This window comes from Actinobacillus arthritidis (assembly GCF_029774155.1).
Taxonomy (GTDB): Bacteria; Pseudomonadota; Gammaproteobacteria; order Enterobacterales; family Pasteurellaceae; genus Actinobacillus; species Actinobacillus arthritidis.
In genome coordinates this window covers 432,492-448,237 of sequence record NZ_CP103833.1, presented here as the reverse complement: position 1 = coordinate 448,237, position 15,746 = coordinate 432,492, and the positions used below count along the sequence as shown (strand labels likewise).

The 15,746-nt window shown below is 37.6% G+C and carries 12 protein-coding genes and 4 pseudogenes; 6 read left to right on the top strand and 10 right to left on the bottom strand.

Going from position 1 to position 15,746, the window contains the following annotated elements:
- Positions 1-11: 11 nt before the first annotated feature.
- Genes ubiH through selD form a run of 3 tightly spaced genes read right to left on the bottom strand, consistent with a single transcriptional unit; the run spans position 12 to position 2,741 of the window.
- On the bottom strand, positions 12-1,211 hold the full coding sequence (ubiH, locus tag NYR89_RS02220) for a 2-octaprenyl-6-methoxyphenyl hydroxylase (RefSeq protein WP_279446160.1): 1,200 nt from the start codon (positions 1,209-1,211) through the stop codon (positions 12-14).
- Between the two features lie 9 nt (positions 1,212-1,220).
- Positions 1,221-1,676: an NUDIX hydrolase gene (locus NYR89_RS02215; protein WP_279446159.1), complete on the bottom strand. Its 456-nt coding sequence runs from the start codon at positions 1,674-1,676 to the stop codon at positions 1,221-1,223.
- 21 nt (positions 1,677-1,697) lie between these two features.
- Entirely contained in the window at positions 1,698-2,741 is a 1,044-nt protein-coding gene (gene selD / locus NYR89_RS02210; RefSeq protein ID WP_279446157.1) for a selenide, water dikinase SelD, read from the bottom strand.
- Positions 2,742-2,913: 172 nt separating this feature from the next.
- Between selD and NYR89_RS02205 the strand changes: the two genes are divergently transcribed.
- The 3 genes from NYR89_RS02205 to NYR89_RS02195 are packed head-to-tail and all read left to right on the top strand — an operon-like array spanning position 2,914 to position 4,478.
- Positions 2,914-3,435, top strand: a complete 522-nt coding sequence (locus NYR89_RS02205) for a hypothetical protein (protein WP_279446156.1) — start codon at positions 2,914-2,916, stop codon at positions 3,433-3,435.
- Between the two features lie 12 nt (positions 3,436-3,447).
- On the top strand, positions 3,448-3,702 hold the full coding sequence (locus tag NYR89_RS02200; protein ID WP_279446155.1) for a hypothetical protein: 255 nt from the start codon (positions 3,448-3,450) through the stop codon (positions 3,700-3,702).
- A 17-nt stretch (positions 3,703-3,719) separates the two neighbouring features.
- A complete protein-coding gene (locus NYR89_RS02195) occupies positions 3,720-4,478 on the top strand; it encodes an FtsZ/tubulin family protein (protein WP_279446154.1) in 759 nt (252 codons plus the stop codon).
- 3 nt (positions 4,479-4,481) lie between these two features.
- Here the strand turns inward: NYR89_RS02195 and cobB are convergent, their stop codons facing one another.
- The 4 genes and pseudogenes from cobB to NYR89_RS02175 form a co-directional block, all read right to left on the bottom strand.
- A complete protein-coding gene (gene cobB / locus NYR89_RS02190) occupies positions 4,482-5,201 on the bottom strand; it encodes a Sir2 family NAD+-dependent deacetylase (RefSeq protein ID WP_279446153.1) in 720 nt (239 codons plus the stop codon).
- Positions 5,202-5,204: 3 nt separating this feature from the next.
- The gene (locus tag NYR89_RS02185; RefSeq protein ID WP_279446152.1) at positions 5,205-6,158 is read right to left on the bottom strand and encodes a 5' nucleotidase, NT5C type; all 954 of its coding nucleotides are present in this window, start codon (positions 6,156-6,158) and stop codon (positions 5,205-5,207) included.
- A 114-nt stretch (positions 6,159-6,272) separates the two neighbouring features.
- On the bottom strand, positions 6,273-7,103 hold the full coding sequence (locus tag NYR89_RS02180; RefSeq protein ID WP_279446151.1) for an SIR2 family NAD-dependent protein deacylase: 831 nt from the start codon (positions 7,101-7,103) through the stop codon (positions 6,273-6,275).
- Positions 7,104-7,195: 92 nt separating this feature from the next.
- Positions 7,196-9,250: pseudogene (locus NYR89_RS02175) on the bottom strand (ATP-binding protein).
- 259 nt (positions 9,251-9,509) lie between these two features.
- Here NYR89_RS02175 and NYR89_RS02170 point away from each other — a divergent pair.
- A pseudogene (locus tag NYR89_RS02170) lies at positions 9,510-10,448 on the top strand (virulence RhuM family protein/type II toxin-antitoxin system death-on-curing family toxin).
- A gap of 50 nt (positions 10,449-10,498) precedes the next feature.
- Here NYR89_RS02170 and NYR89_RS02165 read toward each other — a convergent pair.
- Positions 10,499-11,467, bottom strand: a complete 969-nt coding sequence (locus NYR89_RS02165) for a helix-turn-helix transcriptional regulator (RefSeq protein ID WP_279446150.1) — start codon at positions 11,465-11,467, stop codon at positions 10,499-10,501.
- Positions 11,468-11,598: 131 nt separating this feature from the next.
- Between NYR89_RS02165 and prfB the strand changes: the two are divergent.
- A pseudogene (gene prfB, locus NYR89_RS02160) lies at positions 11,599-12,698 on the top strand (peptide chain release factor 2).
- A gap of 69 nt (positions 12,699-12,767) precedes the next feature.
- A complete protein-coding gene (locus NYR89_RS02155) occupies positions 12,768-13,748 on the top strand; it encodes an AEC family transporter (RefSeq protein WP_279446149.1) in 981 nt (326 codons plus the stop codon).
- Positions 13,749-13,832: 84 nt separating this feature from the next.
- Here NYR89_RS02155 and NYR89_RS02150 read toward each other — a convergent pair.
- A pseudogene (locus NYR89_RS02150) lies at positions 13,833-14,923 on the bottom strand (5-methyltetrahydropteroyltriglutamate--homocysteine S-methyltransferase).
- 135 nt (positions 14,924-15,058) lie between these two features.
- Positions 15,059-15,700 (bottom strand): orotate phosphoribosyltransferase, encoded by a 642-nt coding sequence (gene pyrE, locus NYR89_RS02145; protein WP_279446148.1) that lies wholly within the window; start codon positions 15,698-15,700, stop codon positions 15,059-15,061.
- Positions 15,701-15,746: the final 46 nt, after the last annotated feature.

Sequence of the window (15,746 nt, the reverse complement as noted above, 5' to 3'; positions counted from 1 at the left end):
TCCTTTCACTTCTATTGCCAGCCTAACGCTTTATTTGCAATATTTTCTCGCAATAACTTGCTATGTGAAATCGCAAGTAATCCTAAATTTCTAACCGCTTGTAACGGTAAAAAATCGCAAGAAAATAATGAAACCAGACCGCTTGTTAATCCGATAATTTGTGCTTGGTCCTGTTTTCTACATTGTTCGAATTGATTTAGCAATGCAAATTCGCCCAAATCTTTTCCTTGTTCAAAGGCTTTTGCCAACAGTTGTGCAAGGGTAAACAGATCTCGCATTCCAAGATTAAAACCTTGTCCGGCAACCGGATGCAATAATTGTGCGGCATTACCGACTATCGCCAAACGGTGATGAATATGTGATTGTGCTTTTTGCGAAGTGAGCGGATAAACAAACCGCTTGCTGACTCTCACAAATTTCCCTAATTTCCAACCAAATTGCTGTTGTAATTGTGAAAGAAAATCTTCATCGGCAAGGCTCAGCAAATCTTCCGCCTGTTTCACACACCAAACTAATGACATTCGATTATCACTTAACGGCAATAAGGCTAACGGCCCTTGCATCGTAAAACGCTCAAAAGCCTGTCCTTGATGCGGTTCGCTGATTTCGATATTTGCAATCAAAGCCGATTGTTGATAATCCTTTAATAGCTCCGTTTCAACGCCACACTGCCGAGCAATTTTGGATTGAATCCCATCTGCGACAATGATCAATTGTGTACAAATTTGTTCACCATTTTGTAACGTAAGCAAAACTTCAGTTTGTGAACGTTCGAAATGAACAATTTGATTCGGACAAAACCAATGAATATTCGGTTGTCGCTCAATACAAGCGGTTAAAATTTTGCCTAATTTCGCAAGTTCAACCACAACGCCTAATTGTGCTAAATTTAGTTCACTCGCTTTTAATATCGTTTTACCGAAATGTCCGAGATCCGATACTTGAATCTGCTGAATCGGTGTCGCAATTTGCTGAATTTGTTCGGCAAGATCCCCACCAACAAGCGCTCGAATTTGGGCAATTTTTTGCAAACTGCCTTGTGCTAAAGCGATACAACGAGCATCAAAACCACCTTGTTGTGCATAATTAGGCAACTGTTTTTCAACAATTGCAATCCGCATCTTATGTTGTGATAAGTCGCTTAACGCCAATGCCAACACCGAACCGGTTATCGCTCCGCCGACAATGGCCACATCAAATTGTTCGCCCATTTCCACCTCTTATTCAAACACACGCAACACATCAAGCGGATAGCTTTCACCACTCAAATAATCTTCGATTGACTGACTAACTAATGGATTACGTTCGCCTTGTCCCTCTTGCTGAATAAAATGCTTAAACTCTTCCAAACTCAGCCAAAACCCTTGGGTAATATCGCTATCTTGCGGTGAAATCGTCGCAAAATCGTCTAACTCAACCGCAAATACAAAACGTAAATAATCGGTTTGTGAACGAGGTGCGTGCCATTGATAAATCTTAATTAAGCGTTGGGCTTCGGCACGAATCCCTGTTTCCTCAAATAACTCTCTACTCGCCCCTTCCAACAACGTTTCATTGGCTTCCAAATGCCCTGCCGGTTGGTTTAAGGTTCGTTTACCGTATTCGAGTTCTTCCACAAATAAAAATTTACCTTTGCAATGCACCACACAGGCTAACGTGATATTCGGTTTATGCATATTCATTCCTCACTTTTCCGCTTAAATGACCTCAATTAACGGCTTCGCATCGTTCGCTTCAAGTAAACGCCCCACCCTAAATAAAGACACATTGGCTTGTTTGGCAATTTGTTGTACCTTTTCAACCGCTTGCGGACGTACTGCAATTAATAAACCGCCTGATGTTTGCGGATCACACAAAATCGCCTTTTGCTCATCGATCATGGCTGAAATCAGATGCCCATAACTATCAAAGTTACGATTTGTTCCACCCGGTACTGCACCTTGAGCGATATACTCTTTCACACCATCAAGCGTATGGATTTCAGCAAAATTCACTTCGGCACGTACATTAGAGCCTTGGCAAATTTCACTCAAATGCCCTAATAAGCCGAAACCGGTTACATCCGTCATTGCCGTCACCTCTGCTAATTGTGAAAATTTTGCGCCAATCAAATTAATCTGACACATCACATCACGTGCAAGATTCTGATGTTCCGCTTTTAATAAACCTTTTTTCTCAGCAGTTGTCAGTACACCGATACCGAGCGGTTTAGTCAAAAACAGTTCACAACCGACTTCTGCCGAAGCATTCTTTTTCACTTGTTCAGTGCTAACCATACCGGTTACTGCCAGCCCAAAAATCGGCTCAGGCGAATCAATCGAATGACCGCCGGCTAAGGCAATCCCAGCTTGCTGACAAGCAAAACGCCCACCTTCCACAATTTTTTGGGCCACTTCCGCCGGTAACTTGTTTACCGGGAAACCTAAAATGGCAATCGCCATAATCGGCTTACCACCCATCGCAAATACATCACTTAACGCATTTGTCGCCGCAATACGCCCGAAATCGAACGGATCATCCACAATCGGCATAAAGAAGTCTGTGGTACTGATAATACCAATGCCATTACCGATATCATAAACAGCGGCATCATCGGCGGTCTCATTACCCACTAATAAATTCGGATCAACAAATTTGTCCAGCTGACTTTGTAAAATAGTCCCTAACACCTTAGGAGAAATTTTACAGCCTCAACCGGCACCGTGACTGTATTGCGTCAAACGAATCGGTTCTTCCGCCATTTTATACCTCGTAATCTATTTCTGAATTTTGTTATTGTACGCCAACAAGCGGTCAGATTTGAGTGATTTTTTATAAAAATAATCGCCGTGATTCAAAACGACACGAAATGTCGCATTGTTCTTTTACGATAACGGCTGATAAATTACATTTTGGTTATATAGGTCACTGAATATGTTTCGTAAAATTTGTTCTTTCTTTAAAAGTTTTCAGCAAAAAAACTCACAAACTAAAACCGTTTCACAACCTAAATCTAGTCAATCGCCCAAAGTGACAATATTGCCTAAAAAATATAGAAAACGTTATCCGATCATCACCCTAAAACCCTCCTTAATTACACCGAGAAATAATCGTATTACCGTTACGCCTGAAAGTAAGATTCGCTTTATCGGTATTGGCAGTGCCGGACAAAATATCTTAATGGAAGTGGCAAATGTTTTACCCGAACAGGATTATCTATTAATCAATACCAATCTGATTTCTCTGCGTAAATCATCGTTTAATACGCCACATATAGGCAATTCTCCCATTGGTTGTGGACCTGATCCATTACTTGCTCAAGAATCTGTGAAGATAAGTACACCGCAACTTATTGAGGCAGTCACCGAACAAGATATTATCGTTTTATTTTGTGGTTTAGGCGGAGGAAATGGTACGGGTATTGCTCCGGAAATAGCTCGTTTGGCCAAAGCATAGGGCTGTCAAGTTTTGGCATTTATCGTCACGCCTTTTTATTTTGAGGGTAATAAACGTAGCCGATTGGTCTATTTCGCCAAACAGAAATTAGCAACCGCTTGTGATATTTGTGAGCTGTTTAATAACAATGATTTATTAAGGCTGGCAGACACAATCACAATGGAAAGTGCAATTCAAACACAAAATGATCTCATTATTCAACGTATTGAGCATTATCTAGGACTTACTGCTAAACGCCCGTTTCACATCAGTATCTATAAATCATAACTTACCCTGGAGGAAATATGTTTGTTCCAATACAAGAACCAAATAATCTAATTATTCGCCTTATCGGTATTGACGAATCAGGCGGCAAACTTATTCAGAAAATGATAAAAAAGCCAGCTGAAAATGTGTTTTATATTGCCATTGATCACAATGAACAGCGTTTAAGTAAAGTGATGGCACATCATAAATTACTTGTAACCTCGGCAGAACAGCAACAAAAAGCGATAGAATTACTCAAAGGTGTCGATTTCTTACTGATCTATGTTGATATTGATAATGAAGAAGACTTTAATATTGCTCAAGCATTGATTCAAACAAGCCATAACACGCTTGTAGTGATTGTCGCCCAATATTTACAAGAAAATGCTCAAATTATTGCACGTACAAAAAAACTCCATACTGATCACAGTTGCATAGTACATTTTGACTTACAGAAAGAATGTGAAATTTATCAATTAGCTGAGCAAGAAGCGAAAAGTCATCTTGAACAAAGATTAATTCAATTTTCACACCTACCGAATATAATGTCCTGCCCGGGGTTAATTAATATTGATATTCAAGATGTTTGCTCAATCCTTCGAGGAGCGGATAACGCATTTTTCATAATCGAATCTGCATCTGGGAAAAATAGAGTAGAATTAATTATAAATAAATTTATCGAACAGGCTAAATTTAGATATTCCAGTCAAGTCAATGCTGTCCTTATCGATATACAATCAGGCTTAAATCTTGAACTTGACGAAATTAATCTAATTTTGGATTGTTGGGTAAAATAAATATTAAACATATTTATCCAATAATTCTCTCACAAACTTTGGCACAATTTCAGTTGCTTTTCCCTGATGGCTATAATGAAATGAGGAATGTTTTTCACTCGGTTCTAAATTCAGCTCCACCGTCACAGCACCGGCTCGATCCGCAATATTCACAAAGCCTGTTGCCGGATAAACATTACCGGAAGTACCAATCGAGATAAAGTAATCACATTCCCATAAAGCATCTTCAATACGATTCATTTGTAGTGGCATTTCCCCAAACCAAACGATATGTGGGCGCAATTTTTGAGGAGGCTGGCGGCATTGGCACAGGCTCTCATCCGTAATATCTTCTTGCCAGCCATATACCGTTCCCTTTCTTACACAACGTACTTTAAGCAGTTCTCCGTGCATATGTACAACACGTTTACTGCCTGCACGTTCGTGTAAATTATCTACATTTTGCGTAACTAATAAGAAATTATCGCCTAGCTTTTCTTCTAATTCTGCTAAGGCTAAATGTGCGGCATTAGGTTGCACATCTGCATCAAATAACCTTGCCCGACGTGCATTATAAAAACGCTGCACTAATTTAGGATTACGCATAAAGCCTTCAGGTGTTGCAACATCATCTACTTTATGATTTTCCCATAATCCGGTGCTAGCTCGGAAAGTTTCAATCCCTGATTCCGCTGAAATCCCTGCTCCCGTTAGAACTACCACTTTCGGTAAATTTTTATTCATTATTTACTCCTTCAAATTTTTAAGATTACCTTGAATAACCTCATCTATTTTACGCTTATACTCAAGTCCTCGCCCAGTAGTAGGATAACTCACAAAACATTTTTCTACTTTTTCTAGTTGAATAAAGGAACATTTTTTAAAATCAGCAAATAAACTTAATGAATTTAAAAATGACGTATTATCTTTAGCATATTCAATAAATTCTCGTGAATACATTTTTTGCCACTTATTTACAATCTGTTCAAATGTTTTATAACGTTTATGATTAATTAAACAATAAACCACTCCCTCTTGAGTATGAATTTCATAACGTAAACAAGCCATTTTCTCTTGTAAAAATGTAGATAAATTAAATGCGGAATGTTCAGGACGTTTACTTTGTTCCGTAGATAAATTACGTTCCCCATTTGGGTAAATAAAAACTTTTTCGTCTTTTGAATGTAGTGACCAAATTTGATTCATTAATGCCAAATTTTTAGCTAACTTAACCTCGATATTTTTATATAATTTAGCTTCTGATAATAAATAATCTGTGATAGCTTGCCAATTTGCATATTCTTTACCGAACTGCAAAAGCGTTCCTTTAAAATAACCAGCGCCGTTTGCCGTTCTATCATCAATCAAATACTCACCTGCATTTAAGTTTTTATGATGACTTAAAATTAAACGTTTATAAAATACATCACCAAAATAAGTTTTAATCCAATTTAATTTATCCGACCACGCACTAGGGTTTTCCCACGGAGCAGTAGATAATACGTAAATGTCGTAGTGTTCTTTTAAGTGTTCTACGGCTTCTATTGCACCATTCATTGGCTTCATGAGTGAAAAAATATTAGGCACTTCATCTAATCGACCTGCATATTGTTGTCGAATTTCATCAGATAATTGTTCAATACCTGATTTAAAATCGACCAGTACATTATCCATATCAATATATAAAATTGGTTTTTGCATTTTTTGCTCCTTTTATTCCTTTCAAAGAATACAATAAACCATAAAGCGACAATTTGTGTCATAAAAAATAAGCGGTGAAATTTTACAAATTTTCTGCAAAATTTCACCGCTTATCTATCGCCTTACTTCCCACATTGCATTAAGCGTTTTTAATGCTTCGAGAATATTCATTTCTAAACTTAAAAAATGCATTTTAGGGACTCCCGAATCTAACTTATTAATCCGAATAAAACCTGCTTTTTTAGCTTTGGCGGTGCTTTCTGAAAATCTACGGACAGTAGGAATCGTTTTCCCAGCACCGAGCTCAACAACCACTAAATTATTTACTTGCTTTAACCAATTCTGTAATGCAATTTCTTTCGGTGCATAATGTTTCTCACAAAAGAAATAATCATCAAACATTAATACGTTTTGGCGAGCCATTTCCCCACAATGGGGACAAATTGGTGTTTTATTTAATACTCGGCATTGCTGATCATCTGTGATTGGTTGAAAATCCGTTACCCAACTTTCATCATTACAGTTATAAAAGCATTGCGTACGAAAAATTGTGCCGTGAATTTCATACACTCGTTCATCTGAAAAGCCTGCCTTTTGAAAAGCACCATCAACATTGCTGGTATAAACAAAATAGCCATTCGGCATTTTTTCTGCCCAAGATTTTAAAATCGCATATCCCTCGTGTGGTGGTGTTTGGCGATATTGATTCAAACGATGCCCCCAAAACCAATAAGATAAATCGGGTCGTTCAATGTATGCTTTTGGCGTTGCGATTTGCATAAAAGAGAGATGAAATTTTTCTAAGGGCGGATAAGCATTCCATAATCCGCCTGAACTACGGAAATCAGGTAACCCTGAATCTGTGCTCATTCCAGCACCCGCCGTAATTAAGATTCCATCTGCTTTGGCTAACAAAGAAATCGCATAATCAAGATCGTTTTTCATTTTTACTCCTGTTTTATTTCCATTTTTTATAAGCCAGCGACAAATTATGTCGCTTAACAAAAATAAACTGTTAAAAATCGCAATAAACGAACTTAAAAACCAATTCTTCTAGGTACTTTTCCCTGTTTAAGGCGACATTCATCTTCCAATGCATCAATCCATTCATTCTCATTTTCAAAAGGAGCAAAACGATGACGGCGAGCCACAGCGGCAAAATCACCTTGTGTTAACATAGGAAGTCGTTCAATTTTTTGCTGAACATTTTCTGTAAAATTCAATTCAAATTTAGCCGCTTGAATTTTAGCTAATGCAACACTTTGTTTGCGGTTTGAGGTAATCAAACTGTAATTTTAAATCGAAACGGCGAAGTCTTTGCCGGATCAAGCTCATCAAGCAAATTGGTTGAAACCACCATTAAACCTTCAAATTTTTCAATTTGTGTGAGCATTTCATTGACTTGGCTATGCTCCCAACTACGTTGTCCGCTTTGTCGAGTAAACAGAAAACTATCCACCTCATCTAAAATCAGTAACATATTCTCATTTCTTGCTCGTTCAAAAGCATTGCAATTTTTTGCTCCGTTCCTCCTACATACATATCCAATAAATCAGATCCTTGTAATACAAGCAGTGCATTTCAAGCTCTTGTGCCAACCATTTTGCCCATGCAGTCTTACCTGTTCCCGGTACACCATAACAGCAAATTCGTCCGCATTTTGTTTGTTTTAATCCTTTACTGATTTTATAAATATCCGCTTTACACGAAACGAAATCCAAAGAATAGTCTGCTTGTAGGCTTTCAGTAAGCGGTTCGATTTTCTTAAAACCTTGTGCCTGCAACGTTTGATTGAATAGCGTTCTGGTCTGTTCGGCAAAGGCTACTGGACTATTAGGTTCAAGGCTGGTAACGACTTTTAATGTCCGTTCTAATATTGCCGGAGATAAGGCTGGAATTTTCGCAAAATGCTGAATATAACGTTCAGATAACTGTTCTCCGGCTAAGTTACGAATTAAATGTTCTTTCTGCTTATAAGGTAAATCAGGCATTTCAAAAATAATATCAAAACGGCGTAAATAGGCGTTGTCCATACTATTGATATCATTTGAAATCCAAATCATAGGTACATTATTATTTTCTAAAAAATGGTTTACCCACGCTTTATTCGATTGTGCAACTGAACGTTCAAATAAGCCAGCTGAAAACACATCTTCAATCTCATCAAAAATGATCATACCACTGCGATCCGTTAATAATTTTTGTGCTAATACACAGCTATTCAGACGAGTCTTCGCATTTAACGTTTCGCCATCGCTATCTGAGAAATGTAGCATATAGGTATCAATTTGAAGTAACTTACCTAATAAAGTTGCAAATTCTGTTTTACCCGTTCCCGGTAAGCCGTGAAGTAAAATATTTACACCTTTTTTATGCGTATCTACCGCTTGTCGGAGATAATTCAGCATAATTTGTTGCATGGATTGAATATGTTCAAAATCAGCTAATGTCAAATGTGGCTCTGACGCCGGAATTAAGCAACGAGCTAATAGACTTTTTTCCGTTAACGGTTCATTAAGAAATTCATCAAAATCTAATGTGTCTCCCCATTCTAAATAACCTTCAAGATCAGTATTATGACGAGATTGCTCAATTAACCCGTAGGTTTTTAATTTTTGATTTTTTGCAAGCGCTAATTTAACCGCTGATTTATCTAGTGAACATAATTTACTGATCCAGCCAATTGCAGAAGTAATATTTACCGAACCTAAAAAATTAAATCCATTTTCAATGATCTCTTCATGTTTTAAATGAAAAACTAACGTAAAAATCGCTTTTTCAACTTCATTCAACTCAATATATTGCGTTAATTTATTAATATTTTGATAAGCAATTTCTAACTCACTCGGCACGGAGAAAGGGCATTTTTTAATTTCTTGATAACGTTTTTGTAGAAGTAATTTCACTCTCGAAATACTTTCTTGATTATCCCATTCATTATTCAAACCTAACGCATAAGCTAATGTATCATCACTCCAACCATGGGAACGAAAAAAGCGATTAAAGCCATTATGTTCACATAAAATCTTAAGTAAAAGTTTTTCAGAAAAAAGGGATACAGTTGGTGGATTTAAATTATATTCGCTACTCATAAAACGGCTCCTTTTGCTGATTTCACATCAGTAATAATAAATAATATTACGACAATATATGTCGCTTTCCACTTAAAACACTCTTACAAAATATGTGACACATTATGTCGCAATATCAATTACCCTCTCAAATAACACACCTTTAATAACTGAGCAGAATCACTGAATTTTTGTAAATTTTCGATCTACATAGCAAAACTATTCAAATATTTTTCCGCATATTCCACTAAGGTAATGATGTCAATAAAAGGAGAAAGATATGACAAATCCAATCGAAATCTATCAAGCCGAAGACGGCTCAATGCAAGTTGAAGTTCTCTTTGAAAATGAAACAGTTTGGCTTTCACAAGCTCAAATGGCGAAGATTTTTGAAACCTCAACAGATAATATCAGTTTACATTTAAAGAATATTTTTAAGGAGAAAGAACTAGAAGAAATTCGAACTACCAAGGATTTCTCGGTAGTTCGATTGGAGGGTAATCGTAAAGTTACCAGACAAGTCAAACACTATAATCTTGATGCCATTATTTCTGTTGGCTATCGTGTAAAATCCAAATCCGCCACTCAATTCCGTATTTGGGCGACCACTCGTTTAAAAGATTATTTAACGAAAGGCTATGCCATTAATCAAAAACGTTTGCAACAAAATGCCTATGAATTGGAACAAGCCTTAGCCTTAATTCAAAAAACAGCAAACTCTTCGGAATTAACGATTGAAAGCGGGCGGGGGTTGATCGATATTGTCAGTCGCTATACTCATACGTTTTTATGGTTGCAACAATATGATGAGGGATTGCTAATCGAACCTAAAGTTCAAGTCGGAGGGAAATTACCCACCATTGAACAAACTAAACAAGCATTACACGAATTAAAGCAATAATTATAACGGACTTTCCGCTATTTTAGGTAATCTTGAACAAACCGTATTCGGTGAAGCGGCTTATCCAAGCATTGAGGCAAAAGCGCACATTTACTCTATTTTGTAGTCAAAAATCACCCGTTTGCTAACGGTAATAAACGAAGCGGTGCTTTTTTATTTATTGATTTTTTACATAGAAATCAACGCTTATTTAATCAAAACAATATGCCGATTATTAATGATACCGGGCTTGCGGCACTGACATTATTAGTTGCCGAATCCGATCCGAAGCAGAAAGAAATCTTAATTAGATTGATAATGCATATGTTGAAAAGCTAAAGTTAAGCGGTAAGATTTATTGTAAATCTTACCGCTTGATTTATTCTCAATTATTCTGAAATTACTTCTCTCTCAATATCCCAAATATCCTCCCCAAATTTACGAATCCACCAAGTCAGCATTTCATTGTCAGGAACAGTGGCTTGGATTCGGTAAAACGCGTCGGTTTCTTGCAAAATTTGCTGATCTTTGGAAAGCGGTGTTTCAGTTAAATGAAAACCTGCCGAATGAGAAATAGAGAAAGTCAGCTTGACCATACTACCGTCACCAAAACCGAAATTACCCTGTTCTTGATAGTGTTTAAGGTTGAAATCTTTCGGATATTCAAAACTGAAAGTCGAAACTGTCGCTTTTTTAATACGATGTAAAGCAAGATGACGATAATTTTCAAAACCCTCATATTGCACAACCAAATACATTGCACCACCTTGTTGAACCAAAGCAAGTGGCATCACTTGTGCTTTATTTTTCTTACCGTGCTGATTTTGATATTCAACATTCAGCAATTTATTTTCAAATAATGCCGAACTGACTGCTTCAAAAATATCAGGAGAAACTTTCGCAGGAAGTAATGGCTGGCTGGTCGGTGCGCTACTGACTTTATCCAACCATTTATATTCAAGCGTTTCTTTACCAAATTGTTTTTGATAACGGGCTTCATCAAAAAACGGCTTAAGGGATTTCATTAAATTCGCCGGTAATAGATTCTTTAAATGTTCCTCAGCCAACATTAATAATAAAGATTCGTGAGCAGTTAACGTAGAAATTGCCAGTCCTTTCGCGTGTTCTTTCCAACGGTAAGCATGCTGAATATCACGATCATCTTTTTCAATATCAAAATGTTCACATAAAATATTTAATGTTCTCTGTACGGTACGAATATCTTTATCGAAACCAAGTTCTTCTAATTGAGTATGTAATTGCTTTGCAGTAATGTAACGCCCTTTTCCCTTTGGAATACGACGCAAGATTTCCAATTGGAAAAGGGTATTATGAATATTTTGGGGACGCTTAGGCATAATTTATTCCTTTGTTTTTATTTATTATAACAATGGCAAGCGGTTAAATTTGAGCAATTTTTTGCAAAACCTCCCCAAAAAATGACCGCTTGAGCTATAATTCTCGATTAAATTTAACAGAGGGAAAAATAATGTTTGAACTAAATCCAATTAAAACTCAATTAGCCGATTTAACCGAGCGTACCAATGTACTTCGGGGGTATCTTTGACTTTGATGCCAAAGTCGAGCGTTTAGAAGAAGTTAATGCCGAATTAGAACAGCCGGAAATTTGGAATACGCCGGAAAAAGCCCAAGCGTTAGGAAAAGAACGCTCTGCGTTAGAAATGGTGGTTAATACCATTCGTACGCTAGATCAAGGTGTGGAAGATGTTGAAGGCTTAATTGAATTAGCTGTAGAAGCGGAAGATGAAGATACGTTTAACGAAGCACAAGCTGAAGCCAACGAATTAGAAGAAAAATTAGCCAAACTTGAGTTTCAACGTATGTTTAGCGGTCAGCACGATGCGGCGGATTGTTATGTCGATTTACAAGCAGGTTCTGGCGGTACCGAAGCGCAAGACTGGACGGAAATGTTACTGCGTATGTATTTACGTTGGGCGGAAAGCAAAGGCTTTAAGACCGAGTTAATCGAGGTATCGGACGGTGATGTTGCCGGTTTAAAATCGGCAACTGTTAAAATTACCGGCGAATATGCATTCGGCTGGTTGCGTACCGAAACCGGTATTCACCGTTTAGTGCGTAAATCGCCATTTGATTCGAATAACCGCCGTCATACTTCATTTCTTCGCCGCCTTCGTTTATCCGGAAATCGATGACGATATTGATATCGAGATCAATCCAGCGGATTTACGTATTGATGTGTACCGTGCGTCCGGTGCGGGTGGTCAGCACGTTAATAAAACCGAATCGGCGGTACGTATTACCCATATTCCATCCGGTATTGTGGTGCAATGTCAGAACGGTCGTTCGCAACACCAAAACAAAGATCAATGTATGAAGCGACTTAAAGCAAAATTATACGAGATGGAAATGATGAAGAAGAATGCGGAAAAACAAGCGATGGAAGAAAGTAAATCAGACATTGGTTGGGGCGACCAAATTCGTTCATACGTATTAGATGATTCACGTATTAAAGATTTACGTACCGGTGTTGAAAACCGCAATACCCAAGCGGTGCTTGACGGTGATTTAGACAAATTTATTGAAGCCAGCCTTAAAGCGGGGCTTTAATGACAAGCGGTTAAATTTGTAAAAAATTTTGCAAATTTGACCGCTTATTTTTTACTCGGGAGCTAGATTATGTTTTTTGAATCTTTGCAATTTAGTATAGGGGTAATGCTACCGACCATTCTGTTGATGCTATTGGGTATTTTTTTACGTCGTCGTAAATTTGTAGATGATGCCTTTTGTAACACCGCCTCAAAAGTGATGTTCAATTTTGCCCTCCCTACAATGCTGTTTTTAAATGTTTTAAAAAGTCCGTTAGATTATTCCAAAGATCTTAACTTAATTTTTGCTGGCTTGAGCGGAACATTAATACTCTATTTTATTGCAGAATGGTGGGCGACCAAATATATTCGGGAACGAGGCTATCGTTGCATTTTCACGCAAGGTGTTTTTCGTTCTAATGCGGCAATTTTAGGCTTGGCATTAACGATTAATGCCTATGGCGAAACAGGGCTTGCTAGTGCTTCTATTTATACCGCATCACTCGTGATTTTATTTAATGTCCTGAGTGTTATTACTATTTTAAACTCATTAAGTGATCAAAAACCTAATGCCTTTAAATTAGCCTTGGCAGTAACCAAGAATCCGCTCATTCAAGCCATTGTACTTGGGATTATCGTAAATTATCTGCAAATTCCAATTCCTAAGCCGCTAATGCAAACCGCACAATCGCTTTCAAATATCACCTTACCAATGGCGTTAATTTGTATTGGTGCAACGTTAGATTTTAAAGCCTTAAGTCAATTCCGTCGCCAAAGTGCAGAAGAAAATGAATTAAATAGAGTTGTAATATATGCTTCATTTTCACGTTTAATCTTAACGCCTATTTTCTTATTTATCCTAGGAAAATGGTTCTTTGTTCTTAATCCGATGCAATTAGGTATTTTATTCATTACAGCCAGCACACCGACTGCGGCGGCAACTTATGCTATGGTACGAGCTTATGGCGGAAGCGGAACAGGAGCGACAAACTTAATCGGCATAACAACTATTGGATCAATGTTTACTGCAAGTTTAGGATTACTACTTTTACACCAATTAAATTGGATTTAAAAGCTATGCAAAATAGATAAAAAAATAACCGCTTGTAATTACTGACAAGCGGTCATTTTTACTTAAAAAGCCGCAAATGAAGAATTAATCTTCGCCCCATACTTCTTTCGCAATTTCTTCTACGTGACGTACTTTCGCCCATTGTTGTGCTTCGGTCATCACATTACCTTCTTCAGTTGAAGCGAAACCACATTGCGGACTTAAGCAAAGTTGCTCAAGCGGTACATATTTCGTCGCTTCCGCAATACGTGCTTTGATCACTTCTTTGTCTTCCAATTCCGGGAATTTTGAACTCACTAAACCTAACACCACACGACCTTTATTATTCGCAAAGTGTTTTAATGGCTCAAAACCGCCAGAACGCTCATCATCATATTCTAAGAAGTAACCGTCATAATTGGTTTGACCGAATAAACCGTCAGCGATTGGGTCGTAAGCACCTTCTAATAAATAAGAAGATTTATAGTTACCACGGCAAACGTGAGTGGTGACCGTTAAATCTGCCGGCTTGTCCGCTAAAATCGCTTGAATATTAGCAACCGCTTGTGCTTTATCCGCCTCAAAAGTTGGTTGCTGATAATTATTACAGAGTGAACCCCAATACACGTCATCAATTTGTAAGTAACGGCAACCTGCATCATAAAATGCTTTAATTGCATCTTTATAAGCCTGCTTGCACATCTTTAGCAAATTCTTCACGAGTTGCGTAGATACCGTGATCCCATTGTGCCGGATACATTAATTGGTTCGGACTTGGAATGGTGAATTTTGCTACTGCTCTGCCCGCAACAATCGCATTGAATTTTTTGAAATGTTCAAGGAATGGATGGTTTGGATTCCAAGATACTTTACCGCAGACAACGCGTGTTATACGGACGTACTTCGACACCTTTGAAAGCATAGGCTTTTTCAGGCACATAACCTTCGATTCCGTTCAAGTTTTCTAAGAAATCGATATGCCACCAAGAACGATGGAATTCTCCGTCCGTTACTACTTGAATACCCGCATCTAATTGCGCCTGTACCAATTTTTTTACTTCTTCTTCAACAATCGCATCACGTGCTTCAAGAGAAATTGTGCCAGCTTTGTAAGTCGCGTGTGCTTTTTTCCATGCATCTGTTCTTAAATATGAACCCACAGTATCAGCGTGAAAAGGTAAATTTTTTACCACCATAATTTGCTACTCCGTTAATGTAATGTTTTGTCCTTATCCTAAGCGAACAAAATGCCTCACTCAAGAAAAATGATTTAAATTAATGTGAAAGTTTTTCTATCTTGTATGAAATAGATTCATAATCACTTTTAACATCTATACACCATATTGCTCACGATATGCCTTCATTGCCGCTAAATACGGTGCATATTGTTCCGATTTTTCAATAAATTGTAGTAAATCATCAAAATCAACAATTGAGAAAACTTGACAGCAGTAATCACGTTCAACTTCTTGAATCGCAGAAAGTTCACCTCTGCCTTTTTCTTTACGGTTTAACGCAATCAATACACCGGCTAATTCCGCTTGGTTTGCATTAATAATTTCCATTGACTCACGAATTGCTGTGCCGGCAGTAATCACATCATCAACCAATAAGATTCTGCCTTTTAACGGCGAACCGATAAGATTACCGCCTTCGCCGTGATCTTTCGCTTCTTTACGGTTAAAACAGCAAGGTTTATCCACATCAAATTGGTTTACTAACGCAACGGCAACCGTAGTTGCAATCGGGATACCTTTATAAGCTGGTCCGAAAAGCACATCAAAATTTAGACCGCTTGCTTGGATTGCTTGTGCATAAAACTCACCCAGTTTGGCAAGATCTCTGCCAGTGTTAAATAAGCCTGCATTAAAAAAGTACGGGCTTTTTCTACCCGATTTTAGAGTAAATTCACCAAATTTTAAAACATTACGGCTTAATGCAAATTCAATAAAATCGTGTTTATATTGTTCCATGTTGTTTCCTTATATAAAAAAACCACAGATAACACGGATTTCACGG

Excerpts from the sequence above, each read along its gene's own strand:
- ubiH (WP_279446160.1), bottom strand. The coding sequence starts at position 1,211 with ATGGGCGAACAATTTGATGTGGCCATTGTCGGCGGAGCGATAACCGGT.
- NYR89_RS02215 (WP_279446159.1), bottom strand. The coding sequence starts at position 1,676 with ATGCATAAACCGAATATCACGTTAGCCTGTGTGGTGCATTGCAAAGGT.
- NYR89_RS02205 (WP_279446156.1), top strand. The coding sequence starts at position 2,914 with ATGTTTCGTAAAATTTGTTCTTTCTTTAAAAGTTTTCAGCAAAAAAAC.
- NYR89_RS02195 (WP_279446154.1), top strand. The coding sequence starts at position 3,720 with ATGTTTGTTCCAATACAAGAACCAAATAATCTAATTATTCGCCTTATC.
- cobB (WP_279446153.1), bottom strand. The coding sequence starts at position 5,201 with ATGAATAAAAATTTACCGAAAGTGGTAGTTCTAACGGGAGCAGGGATT.
- NYR89_RS02185 (WP_279446152.1), bottom strand. The coding sequence starts at position 6,158 with ATGCAAAAACCAATTTTATATATTGATATGGATAATGTACTGGTCGAT.
- NYR89_RS02180 (WP_279446151.1), bottom strand. The coding sequence starts at position 7,103 with ATGAAAAACGATCTTGATTATGCGATTTCTTTGTTAGCCAAAGCAGAT.
- NYR89_RS02165 (WP_279446150.1), bottom strand. The coding sequence starts at position 11,467 with ATGCCTAAGCGTCCCCAAAATATTCATAATACCCTTTTCCAATTGGAA.
- NYR89_RS02155 (WP_279446149.1), top strand. The coding sequence starts at position 12,768 with ATGTTTTTTGAATCTTTGCAATTTAGTATAGGGGTAATGCTACCGACC.
- pyrE (WP_279446148.1), bottom strand. The coding sequence starts at position 15,700 with ATGGAACAATATAAACACGATTTTATTGAATTTGCATTAAGCCGTAAT.